Genomic DNA, 24,028 nt, shown 5'->3' on the forward strand with positions numbered 1-24,028 from the left:
CCGATGACGCCTTTAATCCGAATGCCAAACAAAGTGAGTGCTCTCAGGTGGAACGATGACACATGCACTAGCGTTAGCCGATTTTGGCAGTTTTTTTGCTGGCGGCCGGCCGGTGAAAATCGAGGGAGAGTCCTCGCGCACCGTGGCTTTTACGCGCACGGCATCGTTGCCATACGATCCCAACGGACACTACCATTTCGAACAGGCTTATGTGCAGTATTTCATTCCTGCACATCGCACCCAGCCATTGCCGCTAGTGTTGCTTCACGGTGGCGGAATGACGGGCGCCATGTGGGAGAACACGCCCGATGGCAGGCCGGGATGGCTGCAGCATTTTTTGCACCTGGGCCATGCTGTGTACGTCGTGGACAACGTCGAGCGCGGACGCGCGGGATGGGCGCCGTTCGAAAGTGTGTGGTCAGAGTCACCCGTTATTCGTAATGCCGAGGAGAGCTGGTCATTGTTTCGCTTTGGCAGGGCCGAGGATTTTGTGCGTCGCGAGGGTTTCAAGGGGCAGCGATTCCCCTTAGGTGCATTTGATACGTTTATCCAGCATGCAGTACCGCGCTGGATAGGGAATAATGACGCTGCGTTACGTGGTTTGTGCGCCGTGCTTGAGCGAGTCGGGCCGTGCCTGCTGGTCGCGCATAGTCATGGCGGTGAGGTCGCATTTCGTGCGTTAAAAGAGAAACCGGATCTCGTGCGAGGGGTGATCGGTATCGAACCTTCGGGGTTCGCTGAGCCTATCAGGTCCAAGACCGTAGCGGGCAAGCCTATTCTGTTGATGTATGGTGACTATCTCAACGCAACGCCGCTATGGGAGCGTTTGGTGGTTGCCGGTCGCGAATATGCCAACACCCTGCAGAGCAAGGGCGGCGACATAGAGACTTGGTGGTTGGCCGAGATGGGGATTCACGGTAATTCGCATATGTTGATGATGGATGACAACAATGGCGAGTTGGCGCGGCGGGTTTCCCAGTGGGTGCTGGCGCGGTTTTCATTTTGACCAGGCTTCGTGGCGCAAAGCCAATCTCTTACCGTAGTGGTGACACGTCAGAGCGCAGCCGCAGGCGCAATAGCCAGAGGGCTCAGCTCATCGGCCTGGCTGGCATAGATCGATAGCGCGGTGTGTCCGTTCCACCAGTACACGCGTGCCACGGGAACGAGACGCGCGATCTCCACTGCCTGTGCAAGTTCGCTTTCGATATAGTGGGTGTGATAACCCGCCATAATGGCTTGTGCCTTGTGCTGTGCAGTCTGTTCGGGGCGATGCTGAGCCTCGTCCCGCATGGCGAGCGGGCCGTGAAAACCATGGCGGTCCAGCCATCCTTGGGTGCGTGCCCGATCTTTTTCGGGACGTCCTGTGATGATAGGGAGCTGCCGTAAATCCCGTCCCGGCAGGATCGCGCTGGGCGCAAGCGCGTCGCGTTGCGATAGTGCGCCCGCGAGATCGGATTCGTACACATGGGCGGGAACGTCTGGCAATAAGATGCCATCGAGATCGATAGCCCAGGACGCATAGGTGTCAGTGGCTCGATCAGGCAGGTTGCCGGTGGCGTCATAGGCGGGCGTGATGGATTCGCGTTCCCAGGGAAACCAGGCACGAAAACCGTCGGGGACCTTGAAACCAAAATCTGGCCGTATCCGCGACTGATCGTCGTGGGCGAGCGTGAATACATGCAGTTTGTATCCGGCGCTCGACAGAAAATCGATGCTGTCCGAAAGTGTGGTGCCACGTCCGGCGATATCCTCGATCAGCAGCACGTGGGCACCGGCGGGGGGAATCTGCGACGTGAACCAGGATACCCTGCGGGCGCGACGATCGTACGACAGCGCATGCATGGGCAGATCCAACGCCGTGCTGGCCACGAGTGCAGGAGCCAAGCCGCCTCGTGCGATCGCCACGATCGCGTCAAAGGGCATGTTGCGCCATTGCGGGAGATACGCGGCGACGGCCTGTTCGACACGGGCGTAGTCGTAGGGAAACACGGCAGGAGAAATGGACATGGCAGATCAGGCGACAAAGAAGCGCGTGGAAATTTTGCCACAAACCTGAACGGGGAGGTACTGTGCAGCACGCTGCGCCCTGATTCAGGCGGGGCATACCACCCAGTGCTCGCATGGACGCCACGTCCCCGGGGGGCTCTGCCAGTTCAAATCAATGCCTGGCGGGCCGCCTGCAGACGGTGCAGCGTGATTTTCCGAACCTCGGCTTTGCTGATCTCGATGTGGGATTTCAACATGCGTATGGCTTCATCGGTTCTACGCGCGAGGATGGCTCGCAGGATGGCGCCGTGTTCCTGGTAGGTGGCGTCGACGCGATAGTCTTTGGTGAAATCCAGTTGGCGAATGATGCGGATTTTTTCCGTGACGTCGCGATGGATGCTGGCCATTTCCGGGTTGCCGGCCGCGGCCACCAAAGAACAATGAAAGGCTTCGTCCCGTTCGGCGACCTGTTTGCCGCTACGCAAGCGTTCATCGGGAGGCACCAGCCAGAACTGCTTGAGTGCGGAAAGCTCACCATTACTGTCCATATCTTGCAGTCCGCACAGACGCGTGACGGCGGCTTGCTCAAGCACGATGCGCACATCGTATAGCGCTTCGAAGCGTTCGAAATCAAAGGGATGTACGCGCCAACCGCTGCGTTGACGCAGCAGGACGAAGCCTTCGCGTTCGAGCCGGTAAAGCGCCTGCCGTACGGGGGTGCGGCTGACGCCGAGGCGTGCAACCAGATCGCTCTCGGTGAACTCGTCGCCGGGCAACAGGCGGAATTCGAAGAGATCGCGCTTGATGAGTTCGTAGGCCTGTCCGGCGAGCGTGATACCCGAGGTGCCGGCGGCAGGAGCGTTGGGGAGTGTGGTCAGGCTCAATCGCATATCAAGACGCCGCATACTGTATTTCACCGCCGGCTTGATTGCCGTCGTCTGCTGCGATGGCCGGGACGGCCTCGGTATCAATGACCACCAGCATATCCCCGCTATCGACGGGTTTGCCTTGCGTGCAACATATGGCTGTGACGGTGCCATTGAAAGCGGCCTTGATAGACAACTCCATTTTCATCGCTTCTACAATGACGAGTGTGTCGCCTGCTTCGACGTATTGACCCAGACTGACAGGGATCTTCCACACGTTACCGCACAGATCGGCCGAGACGGCGCGTTCCGTATCAGATAGCGTCAGAGCCGTGTCGTCCGTGACCTCATGCTCTATGGTGACGGACTCTTCTGATTGCCAGAGTGCGATTTCAGACTCAAATGCTGCCTGCTGTGTTGTTTTAAAGGCTTCGATGTCCGCCGCGTGTTCGGCCAGAAAGCGCTGGTGTGCGGCGAAATCGAATTCTTCTTCGTCGATGCGCAGTGTGGCGCGGCCCTCGCGGAAGTCCTCGCGAAGCACAGTTAGCTCGTCCTCAGAAACGGGGTAAAAGCGGACTTGATCGAAGAATCGCAACAGCCACGGCTCGCCATTTTGGAACACGGGGTTCTTTAGAAATTTGTTCCAGATGGGCAGGGTGCGCCCGACGAGTTGATATCCTCCAGGGGAATCCATGCCATAGATGCACATGTACACACCACCGATGCCTACGGTGCCTTCCGCGGTAAAGGTACGGGCCGGGTTGTATTTTGACGTTAATAGACGGTGCCGCGGATCGATGGGTACTGCGCAGGGAGCCCCGAGGTAGACATCGCCCAAACCCAGGATGAGGTAGCTCGCGTCGAATACGATACGGCGTACTTCTTCGCGTGAGTCGAGCCCGTTGATACGTTGAATAAAGTCCACATTGTTCGGTAACCAAGGTGCATTGGCGCGTACCGTTTCTTGGTAGCGCTGTACGGCGCTCAACGTGGCGCTGTCCTCGAAAGCCATCGGGAGGTATACCACCCGTGTCGGGATCTTCAGGGTAGAGACATCGGGCAGCGTGCCTTCGAGTTGCAGCAGGCGATCGATGAGTGCCTTTTGGCTGATCAGGTGGCTGTCGTACTGAATCTGCAGCGAACGCACGCCTGGCGAAAACTCCAGAATCCCTGTGACGGGTGTCTCGGTGAGGGCTTGCATCAGCAGATGCACGCGCATACGCAACGCCAGGTCCAGAACGTTGTCGCCGTATTCCAGCAAGAGGTAACTGTCGCCAGCTTGCCGATACGTGATGAGCGGTCGCGAGTCGCTCGCGGGTAATCGAATCAGGACGGGTGACAGATCAGTCGCCGATCCTGGTGAGGACAAGGATGTCGACGCAGTCGCTTGTGGAGGGACTGCGGATGGCAGTGTTGACCCACCGCTTTCGCTGGCGGGCGAGGCGGGGGCGTGTGCGCTCGATGCGAGCGTTGCAATTGCGGTTTCTTGATGCGCCTGCAGTCTCAGGGCATCGTCGATCGTCAACGGAGTAAAGCGAATGCGATCACCCGGACGGACCTGACCGACTTTCCATAACTCGGCTTTGGCAATGGTCACAGGGCACACGAACCCTCCCAGGCTCGGACCATCCCGAGTCAGGATCACGGGACTGTCTCCGGTGAAGTTGATGCTGCCAATCGCATATTCGCAATCGTGAATGTTGGAAGGATGCAAGCCGGCTTCGCCACCGTCTTGGCGAGTCCAGCTGGGTTTCGGACCCAGCAGGCGCACACCGAGCCGGTTGGAGTTGTAGTGCACCTCCCAATCGGCAGCAAAAAACTCCGCTACGGAGTCCGAGGTAAAGAAATCCGGGGCGCCGTGCGGACCGATCAGCACGCCGATCTGCCATTGCGTTGGATAGTCGGGTATCAGGGCAGGATCAAGCGCCGAGGGCGCTGCGGTGGGAGCGGGTGTCAGGCTGGCGGGCAGTTCGGGTTGCGCAATGGGCAACATATCACCTACGCGCAGGCAACGCCCCGCGTGACCGCCAAACTGGCCCAAGGCAAATGTGGAGCGGCTACCCAGATAACATGGCACATCCAAACCATTGCGGATAGCCAGATAGCTGCGGCAACCAGAAAGCGCACGGCCCGTCACGAGAACCTGGCCTTGACGTACGTGCAGCGGCTGCCACATGGCGACAGGCTGCTCATCGAGCCATGCATCCATCTTTGCGCCGGTCAGCGCGATGACCGTATCGGTGTGAAACTTCAGGCTTGGGCCGATCAGTGTGCATTCCAGGCCCGCCGCCTCGGGAGCATTGCCGACGATGCGGTTGGCCAACTGGAATGCGTAGTCGTCCATCGGGCCAGAAGGGGGCACCCCGATATTCCAATAGCCCACCCGCCCAGGATAATCCTGGACGCTGGTATAGGTGCCGGCCTCCAGAATTTCAATGGCGGTGGGCCGGAAATCAAAGTTCTCTAAGAACCGCGTCGAGAGCGCACCCGCCTCAAAACGTGGGTCTGCTGCGATCTGGCGCAGGAACTCCAGATTCGTGGCGATGCCGTGCAGCTGCGTATTCGCGAGTGCATTACGCAGTTTTTTCAGAGCATCGCTACGATTCGACCCATGCACGATCAGCTTGGCCAGCATGGGATCATAGAAAGACGCCACCTCGGTACCTGTTTCTACCCAGCCGTCCACGCGCGCTTCGTCCGGAAACGCCACATGCGTCAGTACCCCTGGTGACGGTTGGAAATCGCGAACAGGGTCCTCGGCGTAGAGGCGCACCTCAATCGCGGCGCCTGAGGGAGGACGGTGCAAGGCAGCCCAATCCAGTACATCTCCAGCCGCGACGCGCAGCATGCATTCGATCAGGTCCAGGCCCGTGACGGCCTCGGTGACGGGGTGCTCGACCTGCAGGCGAGTGTTGACCTCCAGAAAATAGAATGCATCACGTGCACTGTCGTAAATGAATTCGACCGTACCTGCGGATCGATAGGATACCGATTCGCCCAACATGACGGCAGCACGCAGCAGGGCCTCTCGCGTAGCCTTGGGCAGGCCGGGCGCAGGCGTTTCTTCGATGACCTTTTGGTTGCGGCGTTGGATGGAGCAGTCACGTTCGCCGAGGGCGACGACCTTGCCCAGGCCATCCCCGAAGATCTGGACTTCGATGTGGCGTGCTTGATCGACGTAGCGTTCCAGAAAGGCGCCGCTATCGCGAAAGAAAGTCTGTCCCTGGTGCTGTACCGCACTATAGGCGGCGGCCAACTCGTCTGCGTTGGCGCAGCGCGACAGGCCGATACCTCCACCGCCGGCGGTACTCTTCAGCATGACGGGATAACCGATATGCTCGGCCTTGGCCAAGGCTTCGGCGACATCACTGAGCAGACCCGTGCCAGGCGTCATCGGGACGCGGGCGGCAGCGGCGAGTTCGCGCGCGCGGTGTTTCAATCCGAACTCGCGCAATTGCTCTGCAGTCGGGCCGATGAATGCGATGCCGACGGTGTCACATGCCTCGGCAAACTCTGCGCTCTCGGAAAGGAACCCATAGCCAGGAAAGACGGCTTGTGCGCCCGTAGTTCGTGCTGCTTCCAGAATACGATCGATACGTAGATAACTATCGGAAGCCTTGTCTCCGCCTAGCGCAACGGCGACGTCGGCATCACGGACATGTGCCGCATTGCGATCCGCATCAGAGTAAACGGCGACGCTTTTGATGCCCAAACGCTTCAGTGTGCGGATGGCCCGCACGGCGATCTCGCCGCGGTTGGCAATGAGTACAGTATGGAACATATTGGTTTTCCCCTTGGAGTACTGCCGAGCGATGGGCTTTTTTTCAACCGGACACTGCCGCGATGCGAGTTTTATTGCGTGGCGGCGCTTTTCAGATGATCGAGATAAGCGCGCCAACCTCCGAACTCGGTGATATCGCGCGCACCGGCGATACCGCATGGCTCGCAGATAAATCCTTTGACGAGACGTCCGTCTGCGAGCTCTAGCGTGCCAATGCCTAGCGGTGCAGGGATTTCGGCTACGAACTCCCCAAATGCCGCGTGTGATAGTTCCCAGATCTCCAGGGCAATGGAGGCGCCATCGCTGACGCGAGCCATGCCGGGTTTGGGCGGCGTGCTGTTGGCCAGTGCATAGAGGCGATATGTTGGCGCGCTGTGCGTGGCCTCGACAAATCGCGCATTACGTGAGGTCAGCTGATGATTCAGCGGCATGCCACGCAGATGTGCGCCGACCACAGCCACCGTTACTGTCTGAGACGGCGCGGCAGGTGCCGTGGCTGCAACTGGCGCGTCGTGCGATTTCAACCGTCCAGTTGCGCCCAGCGTGCCAGACTGCGTATGTTCCCAGCGACGGCCCAGCTCGGCGAGTATGCGATCCTGCCATGCCAGTCCGATCAATGTGATGCCGCATGGCAGGCCATCTGCGCGTAGTCCAGCGGGGACTGCCAACGCGGACAGATCTGCCAGATTTGTGAAGTTGGTATAGGTCCCCAACCGTGTGTTCAGCGCAATCGGATCTTCGCGCAGTTGTGCGATGGTATAGATGGACGGAGCAGTGGGTACGGCTAATGCGTCGAAGCCGGACAAGGTTTGCTGAATAATGCGCGTCAATGAGGCCCGTCGGTATTCGGCTTCGAACGTGTCGACTGCGCTGTAATGTGTGGCCTGTTCAATAATGCTGCGTACCACGGGTTCGATCTCGCCTGGCGCTCGTTCGTATAGTTCGCGTACGGCGGCGTAGCGCTCGGCGACCCAGGGGCCTTGGTATAGCAGGTCGGCCAGTTCCCGAAAGGCGGAATAGTCGACAGGTTCCAGTGTGGCGCCCATGTCACGTAGCACCTGCAACGCATCTTCATAAGCAGTCTGCGCTTGGGCATCACCGTAGAACTCGAGTTGTGCGGGTATGGCGAGGCGTGGTTGGCGTGCCAAATGCGTAGGCATGGCCGGCGCGGGACGCGAGTACGGATCCAAGGCATCGTAGCCGCCAGCGATGGTCGCGATGCTGTCCGCGTCGTCCACGGTCAGAGCGAAGATCGACACGCAGTCCAGCGTGCGGCATGCAGGTACGACACCGCGCGTGCTGAACCACCCTTTAGTGGGCTTGAGGCCAACGATATTGTTAAAGCCGGCCGGAATACGGCCGGACCCTGCGGTGTCAGTGCCCAGCGAGAACACCGCCAGACCACGCGCGACGACGCTGGCCGAGCCTGAACTGGAGCCGCCGCTGACATAGGCCGCATCAAACGTGTTGGGCACCGCGCCATGTGGCGAGCGTGTGCCGACAAGTCCTGTCGCAAATTGATCGAGGTTTGTTTTGCCGATCAGAATGGCGCCGGCTGCGCGCAATCGCCGCACGATCTCGGCGTCTTCCGAGGCAGTGTAGGCGTAGGCGGGGCAAGCGGCAGTGGTGGGCCAACTTGCAGCATCGATGTTGTCTTTGATGGCGAACGGCACGCCATACAGAGGCAAGCGTGCTAACTCTCCGTTGACTGCCGCCAATCGCTGTGCGAGCGCATCCAGCTGACTATTCAGTCGTGCGTTGTCGGCGCAGCAAATCCAGGCCGGGTCGGTTGAATCAAGATCGGTGATGAGCTTGCCCAGCAAGTCAGCGGGCTGAGCGCCATGTACGCGATAGGCGGCTTGCCATTCGGCCAGTGTCCGGCCTCTAGGTTGATCAATGACAGCGTTGGGGTCCATCCCGGAATCCTCGTGGGTATACAAGTACTTCACATCAAGCAATCAACGTGCCAGTTATCGAGAATCGGCTGTAGAGCCAATAATGGCGCGGGTTCTGAGCGATTGAGTTGCTTTAGGTTGGTGGCCGCTAGGAGGATGGACTGGTGCATGACATCGGTGCGAACGCACTCTTATCGAGCATGACTGCACCGTTGTTGCGCATTTTTTATGCGCTCATGCGTTTGGGAATGGGCACTGTCAGGTCGCGATGGCTGCGGTGATCTGCAGGTCATATGGCTCGACAGCCTTATGGCTGCACCGTTTGACTGTCTTTGTGGTTCATCCCCTCATCCAGGTTGGCATAGGAATTGCTTGAGTCTCGAAGCGCATGTTGCCAAGGCGAAAGTGTTCTCTCGGAAATTCGCCGCGAAGCTGACTGCAAGCCGAAGGCGAGGTGTGAGGGTTTTGTTCGTTGCACAGGCAGATTACGCCGGCTTCGCCGGTCTAAAGAAAAGGATCCGAACGATGAAACGCAGACTTGTACTGAAGCAATTGACGGCTGCCAGCGTGTTGGCAATGGCTGGCTGGGTGCCCTCGGTGTTGGCCGCGGACACGATAAAGGTGGGCATTTTGCATTCCCTGTCGGGCACGATGGCGATTTCCGAAACGTCGTTGAAAGACGTGGCCTTGATGGCGATTGAAGAGATCAATGCGCAGGGTGGTGTATTGGGTAAAAAGTTGGAACCCGTGGTGGTCGATCCTGCATCGAACTGGCCGCTCTTTGCGGAAAAGGCGCGTCAATTGCTCACGCAAGACAAAGTCGCCGCCGTGTTTGGGTGCTGGACATCGGTGTCGCGCAAGTCCGTGTTGCCGGTGTTCAAGGAGTTGAACGGCCTGCTGTTTTATCCCGTGCAGTATGAAGGGGAGGAGCTGGAAAAGAACGTGTTCTACACCGGCGCCGCACCCAACCAGCAGGCCATTCCTGCCGTGGAATATCTGATGAGCGAAGATGGCGGCGGTGCCAAGCGCTTCGTGCTGTTGGGCACGGATTACGTCTATCCCCGTACGACCAACAAAATCCTGCGCGCGTTTCTGCATTCAAAAGGCGTGAAGGACGAAGATATCCAAGAGGTCTATACGCCATTCGGGCATTCGGATTATCAAACCATTGTGGCGGATATCAAGCGTTTCTCGACGGGAGGGCGTACCGCCGTGGTATCGACCATCAACGGAGATTCCAACGTCCCGTTCTATAAGGAGCTGGGCAATGCAGGCCTGAAAGCGACTGACGTGCCTGTCGTCGCATTCTCGGTCGGCGAGGAGGAACTGCGTGGTGTCGATACCAAACCGTTGGTGGGGCATCTGGCCGCATGGAATTACTTTGAGTCCATCAAGAATCCGGTCAACGCCAAGTTCATTGAAAAATGGAAGGCCTACGCCAAAGCGAAGAACCTGCCTAATGCCAACACTGTCGTGACCAATGATCCGATGGAGGCCACGTATATCGGCATTCACATGTGGAAGCAGGCGGTGGAGAAGGCCGGAACAATCGATGTTGATCCTGTGATCAACGCCATGGCGGGCCAGACCTTTGATGCGCCAGACGGCTTCAAGATCGAAATGGACAAGACCAATCATCATTTGCACAAACCGGTTTATATCGGCGAGATCAAGGCTGACGGTCAGTTCAATGTCGTGTGGAAGAGTAAAGGTCCGATCCGCGCTCAACCGTGGAGTCCGTACATCCCTGGTAACGAAGGCAAGCAGAACCTGTGAGCCAACGGGGATAAATGATGAGACGCAGCGCGTTTTTTGTACGGTTCCTGCTCGGTCTGGTTCTAGTCTGGATGTCGGGCTCCTGGATGCCGGCCGCCAACGCAACCGGGTTGGATCCGGCGCTGCTCGCGCCCTTGGCAGGCGATGAAACCGCTGCCAAGCTGGAGGCCATCGCCCGTCTTGGCACGGAATCATCGCCGCAGGCTGCTGTGGTGCTTGATGCTTTGGCCAATGATCGGCTGTATGTGACACCCGAGGCGCAGTTATTGGTGGAAACCTCGTCCGGCGCCGTCGATGCGGCAACGGGAGCATCAGTTCCCGCCATGCCGGCGCAGGCCGAGACGGTTTCAGTGAATAACCGCCTGCGACGTGCCATTGCAGCGGCCTTGTCAGCGGCGCGCTTGCATGCGCCAGATCCCGCCCAGCGTCTGGCTGCGGCCCGAGGCCTGCAACGTGGCGCAGATGCAGCGGTCTTGCCCACGTTGGAAAAGGCGCTGGCCGATGAGCAAAACGCAGAGGTGAAAGAGGCCTTGGCAATTGCGCTAGCCGCATTGCATTTGAAGAGCGATACCGCGTCGCTGCGCATTCAAGCTGCCGAGACATTGGGTAATACCGGCAATGCAGCATTCCGCCCGGTACTGCAGGCCTTGTTGCAGCAGGATGCGCAAGGAGCGTATGCGGAACCCGATGCGGGAGTCCGGGCCGCTGCGACAACCGCATTGCATCGTATCGAACGTCATCTTTCGATGCTGGAATGGATCGGGAATCTGTTCTATGGCGTGAGCTTGGGCAGTGTGTTGTTGCTCGCTGCATTGGGGTTGGCGATTACGTTCGGCCTCATGGGCGTTATCAATATGGCCCACGGCGAACTCCTGATGATCGGTGCATACGTCACGTATGCCGTGCAGGCGTTGTTCCGATCCTGGTTTCCGCAATGGCTGGACGCCTATGTGATTGCGGCGATGCCTGTGGCCTTTGTGGTGACAGCGTTGGTCGGGATGGCGCTGGAGCGCACGGTGATACGGTGGTTGTATGGCCGGCCATTGGAGACCTTATTGGCGACGTGGGGCATCAGCCTGATGTTGATGCAAGCTGTTCGTACGCTGTTTGGTGCGCAGAACGTCGAGGTCAGCAATCCGTCTTGGATGAGCGGTGGCGTGACGGTATTGGGTGGTTTGGTGTTGTCCTATAACCGTATTGCCATCATTGTGTTTGCGATCCTGGTTGTGGCGTTTGTCTGGGGATTGTTGAATCACACGCGATTGGGCTTGTTTGTACGGGCCATCACCCAGAATCGCCGCATGGCGGATTGTGTCGGCGTGCCGACAGGGCGCGTGGATATGTTGGCGTTCGGCCTGGGGGCAGGGATCGCAGGGCTGGCCGGTGTTGCCTTGTCTCAGTTGGGGAACGTGGGGCCCGACTTGGGGCGTGGCTATATCGTGGATTCGTTCATGGTGGTGGTGTTGGGCGGCGTGGGCCAATTGGCAGGAACGGTGGTAGCCGCCTTGGGGCTTGGGGCCGTCACGAAGTTTCTCGAGCCTTATTCTGGAGCCGTCATGGCCAAGATCGTGATCTTGGTGCTGATCGTGCTGTTCGTGCAAAAACGTCCGCAAGGCCTGTTTGCACCGCGAGGCAGGAGCGTAGATTGAGTAGTCACTTCACTGAACCACGCTGGGGCGCACCATGACTCCTGAATCGGAGCAAAGAATGAGTTCAGCAAACCCGAGAGCCGGCGAGTTATACACGGCCGCGTTGCGCCGGCCGTTGTTCAGCCCTAAGGCGTGGATCGCGTTGGCGATGGTCACTGCGATGCTGGCGTTATTGCCACTGCTAAATCTGATGTTTCCTGCCGGACATACCTTGCATGTTTCGGCTTACGCCGTGGCACTGCTCGGAAAGTTCATGTGCTATGCCTTGGCCGCGTTGGCATTGGATCTGGTGTGGGGCTATGCCGGGATTCTTTCATTAGGTCATGGCCTGTTCTTCGCACTAGGTGGTTATGCGCATGGCATGTATTTGATGCGCGCCATTGGTCAGGATGGCGTGTATCAAAGCAACGTGCCGGACTTTATGGTGTTCCTGAACTGGAAGGATTACCCCTGGTACTGGGCTTTTACCGAGCATTTCTGGTACGCCATGCTGTTGGTGGTGCTGGTGCCGGGCGGACTCGCATTTCTGTTCGGCTATTTCGCGTTTCGTTCGCGTATCAAGGGCGTTTATTTTTCCATCATCACCCAGGCGCTGACCTTTGCGGCCATGTTGCTGTTCTTTCGCAACGATACGGGGTTTGGCGGGAATAACGGTTTTACTGACTTCAAACGGATTCTCGGTTTCGATATCACGGCGCCGGGTACGCGTGCCACCTTGTATTGGGTGACGTTGGCGGTGCTGTTCGGCGCGTTGATATTGGCGCGCGCCGTGACGCAATCCAAATTGGGCAGGGTGCTGACGGCGGTGCGCGATGCGGAAAGCCGTGTACGGTTCATTGGTTATGAGCCGCTGGGCTTCAAGCTGTTTGTCTGGACGTTGTCGGCTGTGATGTGCGGGATCGCGGGTGCGTTGTATGTGCCGCAGGTGGGCATCATCAACCCTGGAGAAATGTCGACCGAGAACTCGATCGAGATGGTGATCTGGGTGGCAACGGGAGGACGCGGCACGTTGATCGGCCCGATCATCGGGGCCGGCACGGTCAATGGCTTGAAGACCTGGTTTACCAGTGTATTTCCGGAGTTCTGGCTGTATGCCTTGGGATTGATCTTTGTGCTGGTGACGCTGTTCTTGCCGCAGGGGATCGTAGGGTTGGCGCGTCGTTGGATGACACGCCGTCAGGAGCGTGTGATATGAGTGCTGAGTGGCGGGCATTACATCAGGTCGATGCCGAGGATCCGAATGATGACGGAGGCCCTAGCGGACAGCCCTCGTATGGGCGAGTCAACCCGGCAGGGGTCGATACCACGCACGGTGCGATCTTGTATCTGGATGGGATCACGGTCAGCTTTGATGGGTTCAAGGCATTGAACGATCTGACATTGGATATCGGCGTGGGAGAGCTACGATGCATCATCGGCCCTAATGGCGCCGGCAAGACCACCATGATGGACGTCATCACGGGCAAGACACGTCCGACTGCCGGATCTGCTTTTTTTGGCCAGAATATCGATCTGACGACGCTGAACGAAGCGCAGATCGCCCATGCAGGTATCGGACGCAAGTTTCAGCGACCCACGGTTTTCGAGCAGCACACCGTCCTGGAGAATCTCGAACTGGCGATGAAAACGGACAAGCGCGTACGGCCGACTTTATTTTCGCGGTTGACGTCAGAGCAAGCCGATCGTATCGCGCAGACCTTGGCTTTGATTCGGTTGACGGGCGAGGTATATCGCGTGGCCGGCCTGTTGTCACATGGACAAAAGCAGTGGCTGGAGATCGGTATGTTATTGATGCAAGAGCCCCAACTACTGCTGCTGGATGAACCGGTCGCCGGCATGACCGACGCTGAAACCGAACGCACAGGAGAGTTGCTGCATGAATTGCGCGGCCATCATTCTTTGATGGTTGTTGAACACGATATGGACTTTGTCTCGCAGATCGCCGATGGGGGCAAAGTGACCGTGCTGCATGAGGGGGCAGTGTTGGCTGAAGGAACGATGGCACAGGTACAAGCGGATGCGCGGGTTATTGAAGTGTATCTGGGGCGCTGATCCCTCGCGGGCTTTGCTCCTCTATTGCCATTGCTGAATGCGTCGCGGGTTTTTCGCAGGAATCCCAGAAAGGAAGCCAAATGTTGGAAGTTCAAGCCATTGATCAATACTATGGTGGCAGCCATACGCTGCGGCAGGTGTCGCTGTCCTTACAGCAGGGCGAATGTCTGGGCCTCTTGGGACGCAACGGCGTAGGCAAAACGACTTTGCTGAAATGTCTGATGGGCGTATTACCCATCGCCGGGGGCAAAGTGATGTTTGACGGACAGGATATTTCCCGTTTATCACCGCACAAACGGGCGGCACTGGGAATCGCGTATGTGCCTCAGGGACGCGATGTGTTTGCGCGATTGACCGTCGAGGAAAACATTATCATGGGGATGGCTCGCTTTCCGGGGGGCAGGGCTCGCCGTGTCAAGGAAGAGGTCTTCGAGCTGTTTCCTGTGCTGAAAACCATGCTGGGTCGCCGAGGCGGAGATCTGTCAGGTGGACAACAGCAGCAATTGGCCATCGCCCGCGCCTTGGTAGCCGAGCCGCGGTTGATTATTCTGGATGAGCCGACCGAGGGCATTCAGCCATCCATTATCAAAGACATCGGCCGAGTGATCCGGTTGCTGCGCGAGCGCGGCAACATCGGTATCCTGCTATGCGAACAGTATTTCGATTTTGCGCGCGAGCTGGCCGACCATTTCGTGGTCCTATCACGCGGCGAGGTAGTCGCCCACGGGCCGCGCACGGAGATGGATGGCGAGGACGTGCGGCGGCACTTGTCGGTATAACGGGGCAGAGTGGTGAGAAGCGAGGCGGACTCAGATTCAAATGCATCAGCCTGTTACATCGTTTCTTGGTACCCTTCAGGGCGGGGTATTTTTTACCGTGTCCCTATCTTCCTAGCCACTTATCCGATACTTTGTCAGTGTTTGCCATTTCCACCCCTTCCGTCTCGTACGCGGTCTCCAACCGTGATTGGGCAATGCCCGCCTGGCACCGTGTTTGTGTGGTGCTGTGTCTTTGTTTGGTCATGGTATTGGCGGGATGTAGTAGTACGGGTTCCGGCAAGGTCGAGGCCGGGTATTACCGCGTACAGGCCGGTGACACGCTGAATAAGATCGCCCGTCAGCACAATACCAGTGTGTCGGCGTTGATGCGGTTGAATAATCTGTCCAATCCTGATCGCATCAGCAAGGGGCAGTTGCTGCGTGTGGATGGCTCTGGCGGCGCTGCCTCGACGGGCAGCACGAGTGAAACGACCAGCAGCCGCACCAGTGGCACTCGCGCCCCGGCGGCGTCATCGTCGTCGTCTGCAGCGGTGGTGCGGGGATTGAAACTGGTATGGCCCGCCGAGGGAACGCTGACGCAACGGTATAACGGCAACTCGTCCAAGGGGCTGACGATCGTCAACAAGGCCGGTACGCCGATCAAAGCCGCAGCGGCCGGAAGCGTGGTCTACGCAGGTAACCGCCTACGTGGCTACGGCAATCTCGTGATCGTGCAACACTCGGGTGATTTCCTGAGCATCTATGCCCATAACAGCAAGCTGCTGGTCAAAGAGGGCCAAAAGGTTTCCCAGGGGCAACAGATCGCCGAGATGGGTAATACGGACCGTAAAGGGCCCGGCCTCTATTTTGAGCTGCGGCATCGCGGCCAACCTGTTGATCCGTCGGCCGCATTGCCGCCGCGCTGATCATCTGCTGGCGACAGTTTTTCCTTCTATATAGCGTCCTGCAATAGCTCGAGCATGAGCAGGCGAAGCCGTGTGCGGTTTCGTGATAGTTCGCAGGCTTCAATTGGTCTGAAAAAGTCCGCACTCCCTGGTTAAGCCGTGCGTTTAGATTACGTGGAGATCATGATTATCACCATGTGCTTTTCACTTATGTGCTTTTTGCCAAGGAGATCTCATGCACACCGCAGTTGAATCTATCATTATTCAAGACCAACAGCCTCGTTTGCCGCATCTGTTGGCCGGTTTGGCTGCCCAGGGTTGGGTGGTCCGCGCCTGCAAGACGACGAATGCTTTGGCAGATCTGGTCGAAGTTTGCGTGCCGCAGGTGTTGTTTCTGGAGAACGGGGAAAGTGACTTGCGCACCGCTGTGGGGATAGCGCGTTATGCGGCACCCAATGCGGCATTGATCGTCCTGGTCGATGATGCTGACGTGGACGCCCGCATTGTTGCCTTGGACGCGGGAGCCGATGCTTGCTGCCTGATGTCGACCGATGTGCGCGAACTCTGCGCGTTGGGGCGCTCCTTAAGCCGGTTGCGTACCCTTTCGCCTGAGCGCTCTGCCCGAGAGACGCCGTTATGGCGGCTGACGCATTCCGGACGCGTGCTGGCGGGGCCGCGTGGTCAACACTTGCCGCTGACGTTCACCGAAAGCGCGTTTTTCCTGCGTTTGCTGTCTTCGCCAGGGCATCGGTTGCCGCGCGAGCGTCTGGTAGCCGCGTCGGTAGCAGCAGGACCACGCAGCCGTCACTCGGCGCGCAGTGTGGACGTCATGGTGTCGCGTCTACGAGCCAAGGCGGAGCGGTTGGGAGTAGGACTGCCGCTACTGGCCGTACGGCAGTGGGGCTACATTTTTCTGGCGGATGTGGTGCCCGACGGTGGCGCCTTTGACGAAACGCCGAAGGCATCACCAGCCAGCTATGTCAACTAAGTAATGACCAGATTGTCGCGATGCATTAATTCTGGGTCGCTCATGCTGCCCAGAATTGATGCAATTCGAGACGACGGCTGACGCAAGATGCGTCGCGTATCGGTTGACGAGTAATTGATCAAGCCGCGTGCGCACTCGGTGCCTTGCGCGTCCAGGCACGCCACCACATCGCCTCGTTCGAATTCGCCTTGTACATCGACGACCCCGATCGAAAGCAGGCTCTTGCCGTCATGGAGCAGTGCTCTGACTGCACCCTCGTCCAGAATGACTCGCCCGCGCAGGCGCAGGTGGTCTGCCAGCCATTGTTTGCGGGCCGACCAGACGGGCAATACGGCGCGTAGTTCGGTGCCGATACATTCCCCTTGTGCCAGGCGCGTCAGTACGTCACGTTCGCGGCCGGAGGCGATGACCGTGTGTGCTCCGCTGTGTGCGGCGCGCTTGGCGGCCAGGATCTTGGTGAGCATGCCGCCCGTACCGATGCCCGAACCGGCGCCGCCGGCCATGGCTTCCAACGTCAGATCGCCGGCCTGTGCATGTGAGACAAAGACCGCGTTGGGATTTTTGCGCGGGTCAGAGTCGTAAAGACCGCGCTGATCAGTCAGGATGACCAGCGTGTCCGCTTCGATCAAGTTGGTGACCAACGCCCCCAGGGTGTCGTTGTCGCCCAAGCGGATTTCATCGGTGACGACCGTGTCATTTTCATTGACGATCGGCACCACGCCCATGCGCAACAGGGAAAACAGCGTGCTGCGTGCATTCAAATAGCGGCGGCGATCGGCCAGATCCTCGTGGGTGAGCAGAATCTGCGCGGTGCGCAGGCCATGCTCTGCGAATGCAGCCTCGTACGCCTGGCACAGCCCCATCTGGCCCACGGCTGCTGCCGCCTGGAGCTCATGCATGACGGAGGGGCGCTTGCGCCAGCCCAGCCGGGCCATGCCTTCGGCAATGGCGCCGCTCGATACGAGAATGACTTGCTTGCCTTGCTGGCGCAGCGTGGCAATCTGGGCTGCCCAGTGTGCGACGGCAATGCGGTCCAGTCCTCGGCCTTCGTTGGTGACTAGAGAGGATCCGACTTTGGCTACCAGACGGGTGGCCGAAGCAACAACAGAAACAGCGGTGTGATCAGCAGTCATGGCAATGACCGAAGTGTCGCGATGATGAGAGTAGTGGCCGCCATATGCGATGCGCGGCGGCCCGCGGAAAACGAAAATGCGATTATGGCTTATTCGTCACCGCTACGCGGCGCCTGAGTGATGGATGCGTCACTGCGTGTGGCGTCAAAACGCGGGTCTTCGGCGACGTAGGTGCCGTCCGCCTGGTCCTGGGCGACATGATCTTTGCGCTGTTCGGCGTCCAGGTAGTCCTGGAGCGCCCAGATCAGCTCTTGGGTGCCATCGCCGCTGAGGCCCGAAATGGCGTAAACCGGACCTTGCCAGCCGAACTGCTCGATAAAGCGTTCGCGTGCGGACTCGGGGTCGGCGACCACGTCCAGCTTGTTCAGCACCAGCCAGCGCGGTTTGTCGGCCAATTCTGGGTCGTAACGGCGTAATTCCTCGACAATGGCGCGAGCGTCAGTCACGGCCTGGTCGATAGGATCCACGTCGGGATCGACAGGTGAAATGTCGACCAGATGCAGCAATACCCGCGTGCGAGCCAAGTGCCGCAGGAACAAATGTCCCAGGCCTGCACCCTCGGAGGCGCCCTCGATCAGGCCGGGGATATCTGCCACGACAAAGCTGCGCGACGGCGAGGTGCGTACGACGCCCAGATTGGGGTGCAGTGTCGTGAAAGGATAGTCGGCGACTTTGGGGCGCGCATTGGAGATGCGGCTGATCAGCGTCGATTTGCCGGCATTGGGCAGCCCGAGCAGGCCTACGTCGGCCAGGACTTTCAGTTCCAGGCGCAGACGGCGTTGTTCGCCTTCTTTGCCGGGCGTCCATTGGCGTGGCGCGCGGTTGACGCTGGATTTGAAATGGATATTGCCCATGCCGCCTTGGCCACCCGCAGCCAGCGTGACCTTTTGGTCGTGACGGCTGAGGTCGAACAAGAGTTCGCCGGTATCGGCATCATGGATGACGGTGCCTACGGGCACTCGCAGCGTGATATCGGGTGCGGCGGCGCCGTATTGATCCGAGCCGCGGCCGTTTTCACCGTTTTTGCCACGATGCAAACGGGCGTAGCGGAAATCGATCAGCGTGTTGATGTTGCGATCCGCAACGGCAAAAATGCTGCCGCCGCGTCCACCATCGCCGCCGTCGGGGCCGCCCTTGGGGATAAATTTTTCGCGGCGAAAGCTCGCCACGCCATTCCCGCCTTTGCCGGCGATGACCTCGATGGTGGCTTCGTCTACGAATTTCATAAGTATCTGCCTGAAGCAAAAAAGCCCTGCCGCGTGCGACAGGGCTTTTGCCGTTTGTGAAACGGTTGCCGTTATCCGGTAACCGTTATTCGGCTGCCACGATCGACACGGTCTGCTTGTTCAATGCGCCTTTGAAGCCGAATTGAACCTTGCCGTCGACCAGCGCGAACAAGGTGTGATCCTTGCCGATGCCGACGTTGGTGCCGGGGTGGAAACGGGTGCCGCGCTGGCGCACGATGATCGAGCCAGCCGGGATGAGTTGGCCGCCAAATGCCTTGACGCCCAGTCGCTTCGATTCTGAGTCGCGACCGTTTCGCGTAGAGCCGCCGCCCTTTTTCTGTGCCATTTTTGATTAGCTCCTGCTATTCAATTAACCGAGTCGCTTACGCCGTGATGACGTCGATGCGGATTTCGGTGTAGTTCTGACGGTGGCCCTGGTGCTTCTGATAGTGCTTGCGACGGCGCATCTTGAAGATCTTGACCTTGTCATGCCGGCCATGCGCAAGAACCGTTGCCTTGACCACGGCGCCAGCGACGATCGGAGTACCAACTTTCAGTTGGTCGCCTTCGCCCACCGACAGGACCTGGTCCAGGGTGATTTCTTGCCCAATGTCAGCCGGTATCTGTTCTACCTTGAGTTTTTCGCCAGCGGCAACACGATACTGCTTGCCACCGGTTTTTACGACCGCGTACATGGGGTATTCCTTAAAAATAGGGATTTCGGTATTGACCGAACCAAAGATTCTAGCGCGCGGCTGTGGAAAAGTCAAAATTTCCTTATGGGGCAGGTGGTTAGGCCGATCAGGGCGCTCGGTTCGAGGGGAGGCCCGGGGCCTGCCAGGCGTTTTATTTGTTGAGGGCCAGTGTACTGGTGATACCTCGTATAATTTGCGAGGCCCCCGACAGCAGCGCGATTGCCTGCGTTGATACATCACAGAGCCTCGGGTCGGCTCTCCCTAATACCTGCCGGATACGTTTTGAATCTCCCTGAGCTGATCGCCCCTATTTCCGATGATATGAAGGCTGTCGATGCGGTTATCCGCGGACGCCTGGATTCGGAGGTCGTACTGATCCGGACGATTGCCGATTACATCATCGGTGCGGGTGGCAAGCGCATGCGGCCGGCCATGGTGCTGATGATGGCACGGGCGCTGAACTACCAAGGAGACCATCATCATCTGCTGGCGGCTGTTGTAGAGTTCATTCACACGGCGACCCTGCTGCATGACGATGTGGTCGATGAGTCTGATTTGCGCCGGGGGCGAGAGACGGCGAATGCCATGTTCGGCAATGCGGCCAGCGTATTGGTGGGCGATTACCTGTATTCGCGCTCGTTCGAGATGATGGTCGAGGCGGGGTCGATGCGCATTATGCAGATATTGTCCGAGGCGACCACTGTGATCGCCGAGGGCGAGGTGTTGCAATTGCTCAACGTTCACGACCCTGACGTTTCGCAAGAGCGCTATTTGCAGGTCGTGCGTTACAAAACCGCAAAGCTCTTCGAGGCGGCTGCCCAGGTGGGCGCCGTGCTGGCGGGAGCAACGGCCGAACAGGAGGCTGCGGCGGCTGCCTATGGGCGCCATATCGGCACCGCATTTCAGCTGGTGGATGATGTGCTGGACTACAGCGGGGATGCTCAGGCCCTGGGTAAAAACGTCGGAGACGACTTGCGCGAGGGCAAACCCACGCTGCCGTTGATCTGGGTGATGGAGCAGGGCACGCCCGCCCAGCGCGAGCTGATTCGTAACGCGATTCAGACAGGTGACGCAGACTTTGCCGCGGTGGCCGAAGCCATCCGGGCTACCGGCGCGCTGGAACACGCGCAGCAGGCTGCTTTAGCCGAGGCAGATATCGCCCGACGGGCGCTCGATATTCTGCCGATTTCCGTTTATCAGAAATCCCTGTTAGAATTCTGCGCTTTCGCGGTTAATCGAGATCGCTGAAGAAAAACGCTGCATAAGCAAATCGGGGCGTAGCTCAGCCTGGTAGAGTACTGCGTTCGGGACGCAGGAGTCGGAGGTTCGAATCCTCTCGCCCCGACCACTGATTGGTGGTCGAATTTTTACTGGTGTGCCCGACACCCGTAGCAAGAGCCGGAACTGTGAATACAGTGTCCGGCTTTTTTGTTGCCGGGTCGCCCCAAAACAAAAAACGCCCCCTTGGGGGGCAGCAGGCCGAAGGCGCAGCGTGGGGGTCTTTTTTGCTTCGGCAGCGGCGGCCTGATCGTGAAACAAAGAGCGCAAATATCGCGGCCGTCACTATGCTTTGATGAAGCCCGCGGCGGCGGTTTTGATGATTCCTTCGGCCAATCCCACGCCTGCCCCCAGGATAAAGCATCCGCACATGGCGGCGCCCGTGCTGTCTGCCGGGTTATTTCCCGGATGATCCCACATCGAATGCGTGGCCCATTTGGCGATGGTTGCTGCGCTGGCGGCGCCCATTGTTGTTTCGCGGCCGAGCGACCCCCACCGTTGCAGTGTGCGTATGGCTGTCACGTAGCCGAATGTCGAATTAATGGTTCCAATCGCGCGCAGTGTTGCGCCGCGTGTGTCAAATCCGCCCGAAACGAGCTGGAGGTCCGAGGACGATAAGTCGCGCATGGTGTTTTCGGTGATGAGGGTTCAGGTATTGTCGGCTGACAAAATGGGAGGACTGCGCGTCAGTCGTTTTGCATGGCGTCCGAAATGGCGGTCTTGGCGAGTTCCTCGAATAAGCCGACGGCCGCGCCGCAAAGCAAACTCGTCTTTAAACCTGAACCTATGCGCTCATCGACACGAAGGTTTTGGTCGTCCCATACTGAATGACTGAGGAACCCGCTAATGACGTTCGCGCCTGTGACGCCTTCGACTGTTCCCGATACGTTGATTCCCGTGATCCGCTGTATCTGTATGGCAAGCATATAGCCCACTGTCGAACCAACGGCGCCCAGTGCATGCAGTGTGGCACTGCCTACATTGAATCCGCCGGAAACGAATCGAAGGTCTGACGATGGCAATTCTTTCATGATATTTATTCGTGAAAAGGGTTAGCTAGCAATGGCCGGGATGTGTGGAAATATCGATTTTTCTCCATGATGTTCGCGCATGATGTCCTTGTTTATGAGAGAAGGTACGTGTATTGATGAGGCTGAACAGGAAGATATGAAATCAAGGAAATGCCCAGGGATCCGGCTGTGTTCAGCTGCATACAACCCACGTATCCCGGTCATCAGTTGCGGACACCGCGACCGCGAAAGCGATGCCAAATGTCACAATGGCCGCCTTTAATGTCCACCGCAAAAATGGGTTTTCCACATCCTCGATGATGGGTCCGAAGGACATGAATTCGGTTGATAGGTTGCTGTCGTAATCGTGTCGGTGCTGGAATCCGTCTGGCGTCATCGCAGCATTGGGCCGCGGCAGCATACGCATTGTGATACGCCAATAGTCTCCGTTGCGTGGCTCGCTGAATCCGCCTGATATCCATACAAGTTCATGCCGTGATAGTGTGCGCACGTGATAACTCCAAGGCCAGATAAGCCAATGCGTTTGTCTGAACTGTTTGATGCAAGATGGGGGCATCCATAGAACAGTGTTAATGATCATCAACGTGAGCAGCGGGCAATGCATCTAGCGCAATTGCGATACGGAACTGTGCCGCGAGTAATTCGTAATGCACGTCGATGACGGCCTGTTGAATGTTGGCGAGTTCGTCTTGCGCCTTGAGGAGTTCGACGGCGGTGCCTACGCCTTGCTGGTAGCGGATCTGGGCGCTGCGGTAAGCTTGTTCAGCGCTGGTTTCAGCGTCTCTGAGCAGCGTGTTTTTTTGGGCAGCGCTGCTCATGTGATTGAAATCCGTGAGGAGCTTCAGTTCTTCTTCGAGCTGCACCGTGCGTTCGGTCTCGCGGGCGGCTCGGGTTCGAGCGCGAGCGGCATCCGTGGCGTATCGGGTAGCTTGGCCGTCAAAAATGGGGATATGCACGGTGAGGCCGACGGACCAACTGTTGACGTTTTCTCTGGCGACGGCGTTGGCTGGAGGGGTGATGCCGAGGTGACGATCGGCTTGCAGGCTGATCTTGGGCTGATGCTGGGCCTCAATGGCTTGGGCTTCTGCTTTGGCAGCCTGTGTATTGGCGCGTGCGGCAGCGAGTCTTGGGTGATTGCGAATGGCGGCAGTGATTTGCTCGTCGATGGTGGAGCGGGTCGTTGCAGGTCTCGCGGTGGTAATTGCCGCGGCTGCATCATTCGAGACAGCCAGGCTGATGCGAGTCTGACCGGGCAGGCCTATCGCGGTGACGAGGGCGATCTTAGTGACTTCAGCTGCCGTGGCTTTGGTTTCGCTGTCGACGAGGTGTCGTTGCCACGCGACTTTGGCAAGAAGCTCGTCGGAGATGGAGCCGACTCCGCCCTCACGCAGGCGCTGGGTGGCGTGGAAATTTTTCTCGGCGCGAGTGGCGGCTGCGCGGGCTGCTGTGGCGCTGGCTGTGGCGCTGCGAGCCTTGTAATAGCTGTCAGCGACGGTGATGGCCTGATCGCGACTGACGAGCACTTTACTGTATAAGGCCGCGCTCAGTTTGGCATGTGCGTTGTCGTATTGTGCGCTGCGCTGTCCCGAGTCGAACAGCAGCCAGTTCAGCCCGAGCCGGGCATTGCCGCTGTACGCATGGAGATCATAGTTGCGCGCTGCGTGATCAGGATACTTGACGTGTTTGCCGATACGGCTGACATCGGCATTGGCATTCAACGTGGGCAGATATTTGGCGTTTGCGGCATCCAGGTTGGCGAGACTCTCTTCGATCGCGATGGCAGCCTGTTGCACGTTGGGCGCTTTGCAAAGCGCGACTTGGACCGCGTCGCGCAGACCCAGCTCCGTTAACGCAGGAGGCATTTCGCAGACGTCAGGCTCAAGGTTGAGCACGAGTGGCGGTGGCAGATCAAGCGATGTCTCTAGTGCAATGGCCGAGCCTGCCGTCGTCATCAGGCTGGCAGCCAAAAGAAGCGCATGCGATGAATGCATCATGCGTGTCAGTTGGGG

20 protein-coding genes and 1 tRNA gene are annotated in these 24,028 nt (G+C 58.5%); 10 read left to right on the forward strand and 11 right to left on the reverse strand.

Annotation, left to right across the window (positions count from 1 at the left end; all coding sequences use genetic code 11):
• Nucleotides 1-55 precede the first annotated feature (55 nt).
• Nucleotides 56-1,006: an alpha/beta hydrolase gene (locus ACYVI2_RS16540; protein WP_415815535.1), complete on the forward strand. Its 951-nt coding sequence runs from the start codon at nucleotides 56-58 to the stop codon at nucleotides 1,004-1,006.
• Nucleotides 1,007-1,053: 47 nt separating this feature from the next.
• Here ACYVI2_RS16540 and ACYVI2_RS16545 read toward each other — a convergent pair whose 3' ends face one another.
• From ACYVI2_RS16545 to atzF, 4 genes are all read right to left on the reverse strand, one after another.
• A complete protein-coding gene (locus tag ACYVI2_RS16545) occupies nucleotides 1,054-2,007 on the reverse strand; it encodes a phosphoribosyltransferase (RefSeq protein ID WP_415815537.1) in 954 nt (317 codons plus the stop codon).
• Nucleotides 2,008-2,153: 146 nt separating this feature from the next.
• Complete coding sequence (locus ACYVI2_RS16550) at nucleotides 2,154-2,891, reverse strand: GntR family transcriptional regulator (RefSeq protein WP_415815539.1); 738 nt, start codon at nucleotides 2,889-2,891, stop codon at nucleotides 2,154-2,156.
• Nucleotides 2,878-6,633 (reverse strand): urea carboxylase, encoded by a 3,756-nt coding sequence (gene uca / locus ACYVI2_RS16555; RefSeq protein ID WP_415815541.1) that lies wholly within the window; start codon nucleotides 6,631-6,633, stop codon nucleotides 2,878-2,880. Before uca ends, ACYVI2_RS16550 begins: the two co-directional genes overlap by 14 nt.
• Nucleotides 6,634-6,704: 71 nt before the next feature.
• Nucleotides 6,705-8,549: an allophanate hydrolase gene (gene atzF, locus ACYVI2_RS16560; protein WP_415815543.1), complete on the reverse strand. Its 1,845-nt coding sequence runs from the start codon at nucleotides 8,547-8,549 to the stop codon at nucleotides 6,705-6,707.
• Nucleotides 8,550-9,053: 504 nt separating this feature from the next.
• On the opposite strand from atzF, the gene urtA reads away from it, so the two are divergent.
• The 7 genes from urtA (at nucleotide 9,054) to ACYVI2_RS16595 (ending at nucleotide 16,656) form a co-directional block, all read left to right on the forward strand.
• Nucleotides 9,054-10,304, forward strand: coding sequence for an urea ABC transporter substrate-binding protein (urtA, locus tag ACYVI2_RS16565; protein ID WP_415815545.1), 1,251 nt, complete (start codon nucleotides 9,054-9,056; stop codon nucleotides 10,302-10,304).
• A 71-nt stretch (nucleotides 10,305-10,375) separates the two neighbouring features.
• Nucleotides 10,376-11,953 (forward strand): urea ABC transporter permease subunit UrtB, encoded by a 1,578-nt coding sequence (gene urtB / locus ACYVI2_RS16570; RefSeq protein WP_415816481.1) that lies wholly within the window; start codon nucleotides 10,376-10,378, stop codon nucleotides 11,951-11,953.
• 148 nt (nucleotides 11,954-12,101) lie between these two features.
• Nucleotides 12,102-13,148, forward strand: coding sequence for an urea ABC transporter permease subunit UrtC (gene urtC / locus ACYVI2_RS16575; protein ID WP_415816483.1), 1,047 nt, complete (start codon nucleotides 12,102-12,104; stop codon nucleotides 13,146-13,148).
• Nucleotides 13,145-14,005, forward strand: a complete 861-nt coding sequence (gene urtD, locus ACYVI2_RS16580; protein ID WP_415815547.1) for an urea ABC transporter ATP-binding protein UrtD — start codon at nucleotides 13,145-13,147, stop codon at nucleotides 14,003-14,005. Before urtC ends, urtD begins: the two co-directional genes overlap by 4 nt.
• 80 nt (nucleotides 14,006-14,085) lie before the next feature.
• The gene (urtE, locus tag ACYVI2_RS16585) at nucleotides 14,086-14,784 is read left to right on the forward strand and encodes an urea ABC transporter ATP-binding subunit UrtE (RefSeq protein ID WP_415815548.1); all 699 of its coding nucleotides are present in this window, start codon (nucleotides 14,086-14,088) and stop codon (nucleotides 14,782-14,784) included.
• Between the two features lie 194 nt (nucleotides 14,785-14,978).
• Nucleotides 14,979-15,689, forward strand: coding sequence for a peptidoglycan DD-metalloendopeptidase family protein (locus ACYVI2_RS16590; RefSeq protein WP_415815550.1), 711 nt, complete (start codon nucleotides 14,979-14,981; stop codon nucleotides 15,687-15,689).
• Nucleotides 15,690-15,903: 214 nt separating this feature from the next.
• The gene (locus ACYVI2_RS16595; protein ID WP_415815552.1) at nucleotides 15,904-16,656 is read left to right on the forward strand and encodes a response regulator transcription factor; all 753 of its coding nucleotides are present in this window, start codon (nucleotides 15,904-15,906) and stop codon (nucleotides 16,654-16,656) included.
• Here ACYVI2_RS16595 and proB read toward each other — a convergent pair.
• From proB to rplU, 4 genes are all read right to left on the reverse strand, one after another.
• Nucleotides 16,653-17,789, reverse strand: coding sequence for a glutamate 5-kinase (gene proB / locus ACYVI2_RS16600; protein WP_415815554.1), 1,137 nt, complete (start codon nucleotides 17,787-17,789; stop codon nucleotides 16,653-16,655). The two genes, ACYVI2_RS16595 and proB, sit on opposite strands and share 4 nt — an antisense overlap.
• Before the next feature lie 89 nt (nucleotides 17,790-17,878).
• The gene (gene obgE / locus ACYVI2_RS16605) at nucleotides 17,879-19,015 is read right to left on the reverse strand and encodes a GTPase ObgE (protein ID WP_415815556.1); all 1,137 of its coding nucleotides are present in this window, start codon (nucleotides 19,013-19,015) and stop codon (nucleotides 17,879-17,881) included.
• 85 nt (nucleotides 19,016-19,100) lie between these two features.
• The gene (gene rpmA, locus ACYVI2_RS16610) at nucleotides 19,101-19,361 is read right to left on the reverse strand and encodes a 50S ribosomal protein L27 (protein ID WP_160351036.1); all 261 of its coding nucleotides are present in this window, start codon (nucleotides 19,359-19,361) and stop codon (nucleotides 19,101-19,103) included.
• A 37-nt stretch (nucleotides 19,362-19,398) separates the two neighbouring features.
• The gene (gene rplU, locus ACYVI2_RS16615) at nucleotides 19,399-19,710 is read right to left on the reverse strand and encodes a 50S ribosomal protein L21 (RefSeq protein ID WP_415815559.1); all 312 of its coding nucleotides are present in this window, start codon (nucleotides 19,708-19,710) and stop codon (nucleotides 19,399-19,401) included.
• Between the two features lie 282 nt (nucleotides 19,711-19,992).
• Between rplU and ispB the strand changes: the two genes are divergently transcribed.
• Nucleotides 19,993-20,958 carry an octaprenyl diphosphate synthase gene (gene ispB, locus ACYVI2_RS16620; RefSeq protein ID WP_415815561.1) on the forward strand — a complete coding sequence of 322 codons (966 nt, stop codon included), beginning with the start codon at nucleotides 19,993-19,995 and terminating at the stop codon, nucleotides 20,956-20,958.
• Nucleotides 20,959-20,981: 23 nt separating this feature from the next.
• Nucleotides 20,982-21,058: transfer RNA gene (locus tag ACYVI2_RS16625), tRNA-Pro, on the forward strand.
• A 215-nt stretch (nucleotides 21,059-21,273) separates the two neighbouring features.
• Here ACYVI2_RS16625 and ACYVI2_RS16630 read toward each other — a convergent pair.
• The 3 genes from ACYVI2_RS16630 to ACYVI2_RS16640 form a co-directional block, all read right to left on the reverse strand.
• Nucleotides 21,274-21,615, reverse strand: a complete 342-nt coding sequence (locus ACYVI2_RS16630) for a hypothetical protein (RefSeq protein ID WP_415815563.1) — start codon at nucleotides 21,613-21,615, stop codon at nucleotides 21,274-21,276.
• Between the two features lie 59 nt (nucleotides 21,616-21,674).
• On the reverse strand, nucleotides 21,675-22,019 hold the full coding sequence (locus tag ACYVI2_RS16635; protein ID WP_415815565.1) for a hypothetical protein: 345 nt from the start codon (nucleotides 22,017-22,019) through the stop codon (nucleotides 21,675-21,677).
• Between the two features lie 569 nt (nucleotides 22,020-22,588).
• Nucleotides 22,589-24,013, reverse strand: coding sequence for a TolC family protein (locus ACYVI2_RS16640; RefSeq protein ID WP_415815567.1), 1,425 nt, complete (start codon nucleotides 24,011-24,013; stop codon nucleotides 22,589-22,591).
• Nucleotides 24,014-24,028 lie beyond the last annotated feature (15 nt).

The sequence above is a fragment of the Bordetella tumbae genome (assembly GCF_054780995.1).

Bases quoted from the DNA above. Each gene is read 5' to 3' on its own strand.
- ACYVI2_RS16590 (WP_415815550.1), top strand. From the start codon at position 14,979: ATGCCCGCCTGGCACCGTGTTTGTGTGGTGCTGTGTCTTTGTTTGGTC.
- proB (WP_415815554.1), bottom strand. From the start codon at position 17,789: ATGACTGCTGATCACACCGCTGTTTCTGTTGTTGCTTCGGCCACCCGT.
- ACYVI2_RS16540 (WP_415815535.1), top strand. From the start codon at position 56: ATGACACATGCACTAGCGTTAGCCGATTTTGGCAGTTTTTTTGCTGGC.
- ACYVI2_RS16630 (WP_415815563.1), bottom strand. From the start codon at position 21,615: ATGCGCGACTTATCGTCCTCGGACCTCCAGCTCGTTTCGGGCGGATTT.
- urtD (WP_415815547.1), top strand. From the start codon at position 13,145: ATGAGTGCTGAGTGGCGGGCATTACATCAGGTCGATGCCGAGGATCCG.
- ACYVI2_RS16550 (WP_415815539.1), bottom strand. From the start codon at position 2,891: ATGCGGCGTCTTGATATGCGATTGAGCCTGACCACACTCCCCAACGCT.
- urtB (WP_415816481.1), top strand. From the start codon at position 10,376: ATGTCGGGCTCCTGGATGCCGGCCGCCAACGCAACCGGGTTGGATCCG.
- rplU (WP_415815559.1), bottom strand. From the start codon at position 19,710: ATGTACGCGGTCGTAAAAACCGGTGGCAAGCAGTATCGTGTTGCCGCT.
- ACYVI2_RS16640 (WP_415815567.1), bottom strand. From the start codon at position 24,013: ATGATGCATTCATCGCATGCGCTTCTTTTGGCTGCCAGCCTGATGACG.
- uca (WP_415815541.1), bottom strand. From the start codon at position 6,633: ATGTTCCATACTGTACTCATTGCCAACCGCGGCGAGATCGCCGTGCGG.
- urtA (WP_415815545.1), top strand. From the start codon at position 9,054: ATGAAACGCAGACTTGTACTGAAGCAATTGACGGCTGCCAGCGTGTTG.
- obgE (WP_415815556.1), bottom strand. From the start codon at position 19,015: ATGAAATTCGTAGACGAAGCCACCATCGAGGTCATCGCCGGCAAAGGC.
- ACYVI2_RS16545 (WP_415815537.1), bottom strand. From the start codon at position 2,007: ATGTCCATTTCTCCTGCCGTGTTTCCCTACGACTACGCCCGTGTCGAA.
- ACYVI2_RS16595 (WP_415815552.1), top strand. From the start codon at position 15,904: ATGCACACCGCAGTTGAATCTATCATTATTCAAGACCAACAGCCTCGT.
- urtE (WP_415815548.1), top strand. From the start codon at position 14,086: ATGTTGGAAGTTCAAGCCATTGATCAATACTATGGTGGCAGCCATACG.
- rpmA (WP_160351036.1), bottom strand. From the start codon at position 19,361: ATGGCACAGAAAAAGGGCGGCGGCTCTACGCGAAACGGTCGCGACTCA.
- urtC (WP_415816483.1), top strand. From the start codon at position 12,102: ATGGTCACTGCGATGCTGGCGTTATTGCCACTGCTAAATCTGATGTTT.
- atzF (WP_415815543.1), bottom strand. From the start codon at position 8,549: ATGGACCCCAACGCTGTCATTGATCAACCTAGAGGCCGGACACTGGCC.
- ACYVI2_RS16635 (WP_415815565.1), bottom strand. From the start codon at position 22,019: ATGAAAGAATTGCCATCGTCAGACCTTCGATTCGTTTCCGGCGGATTC.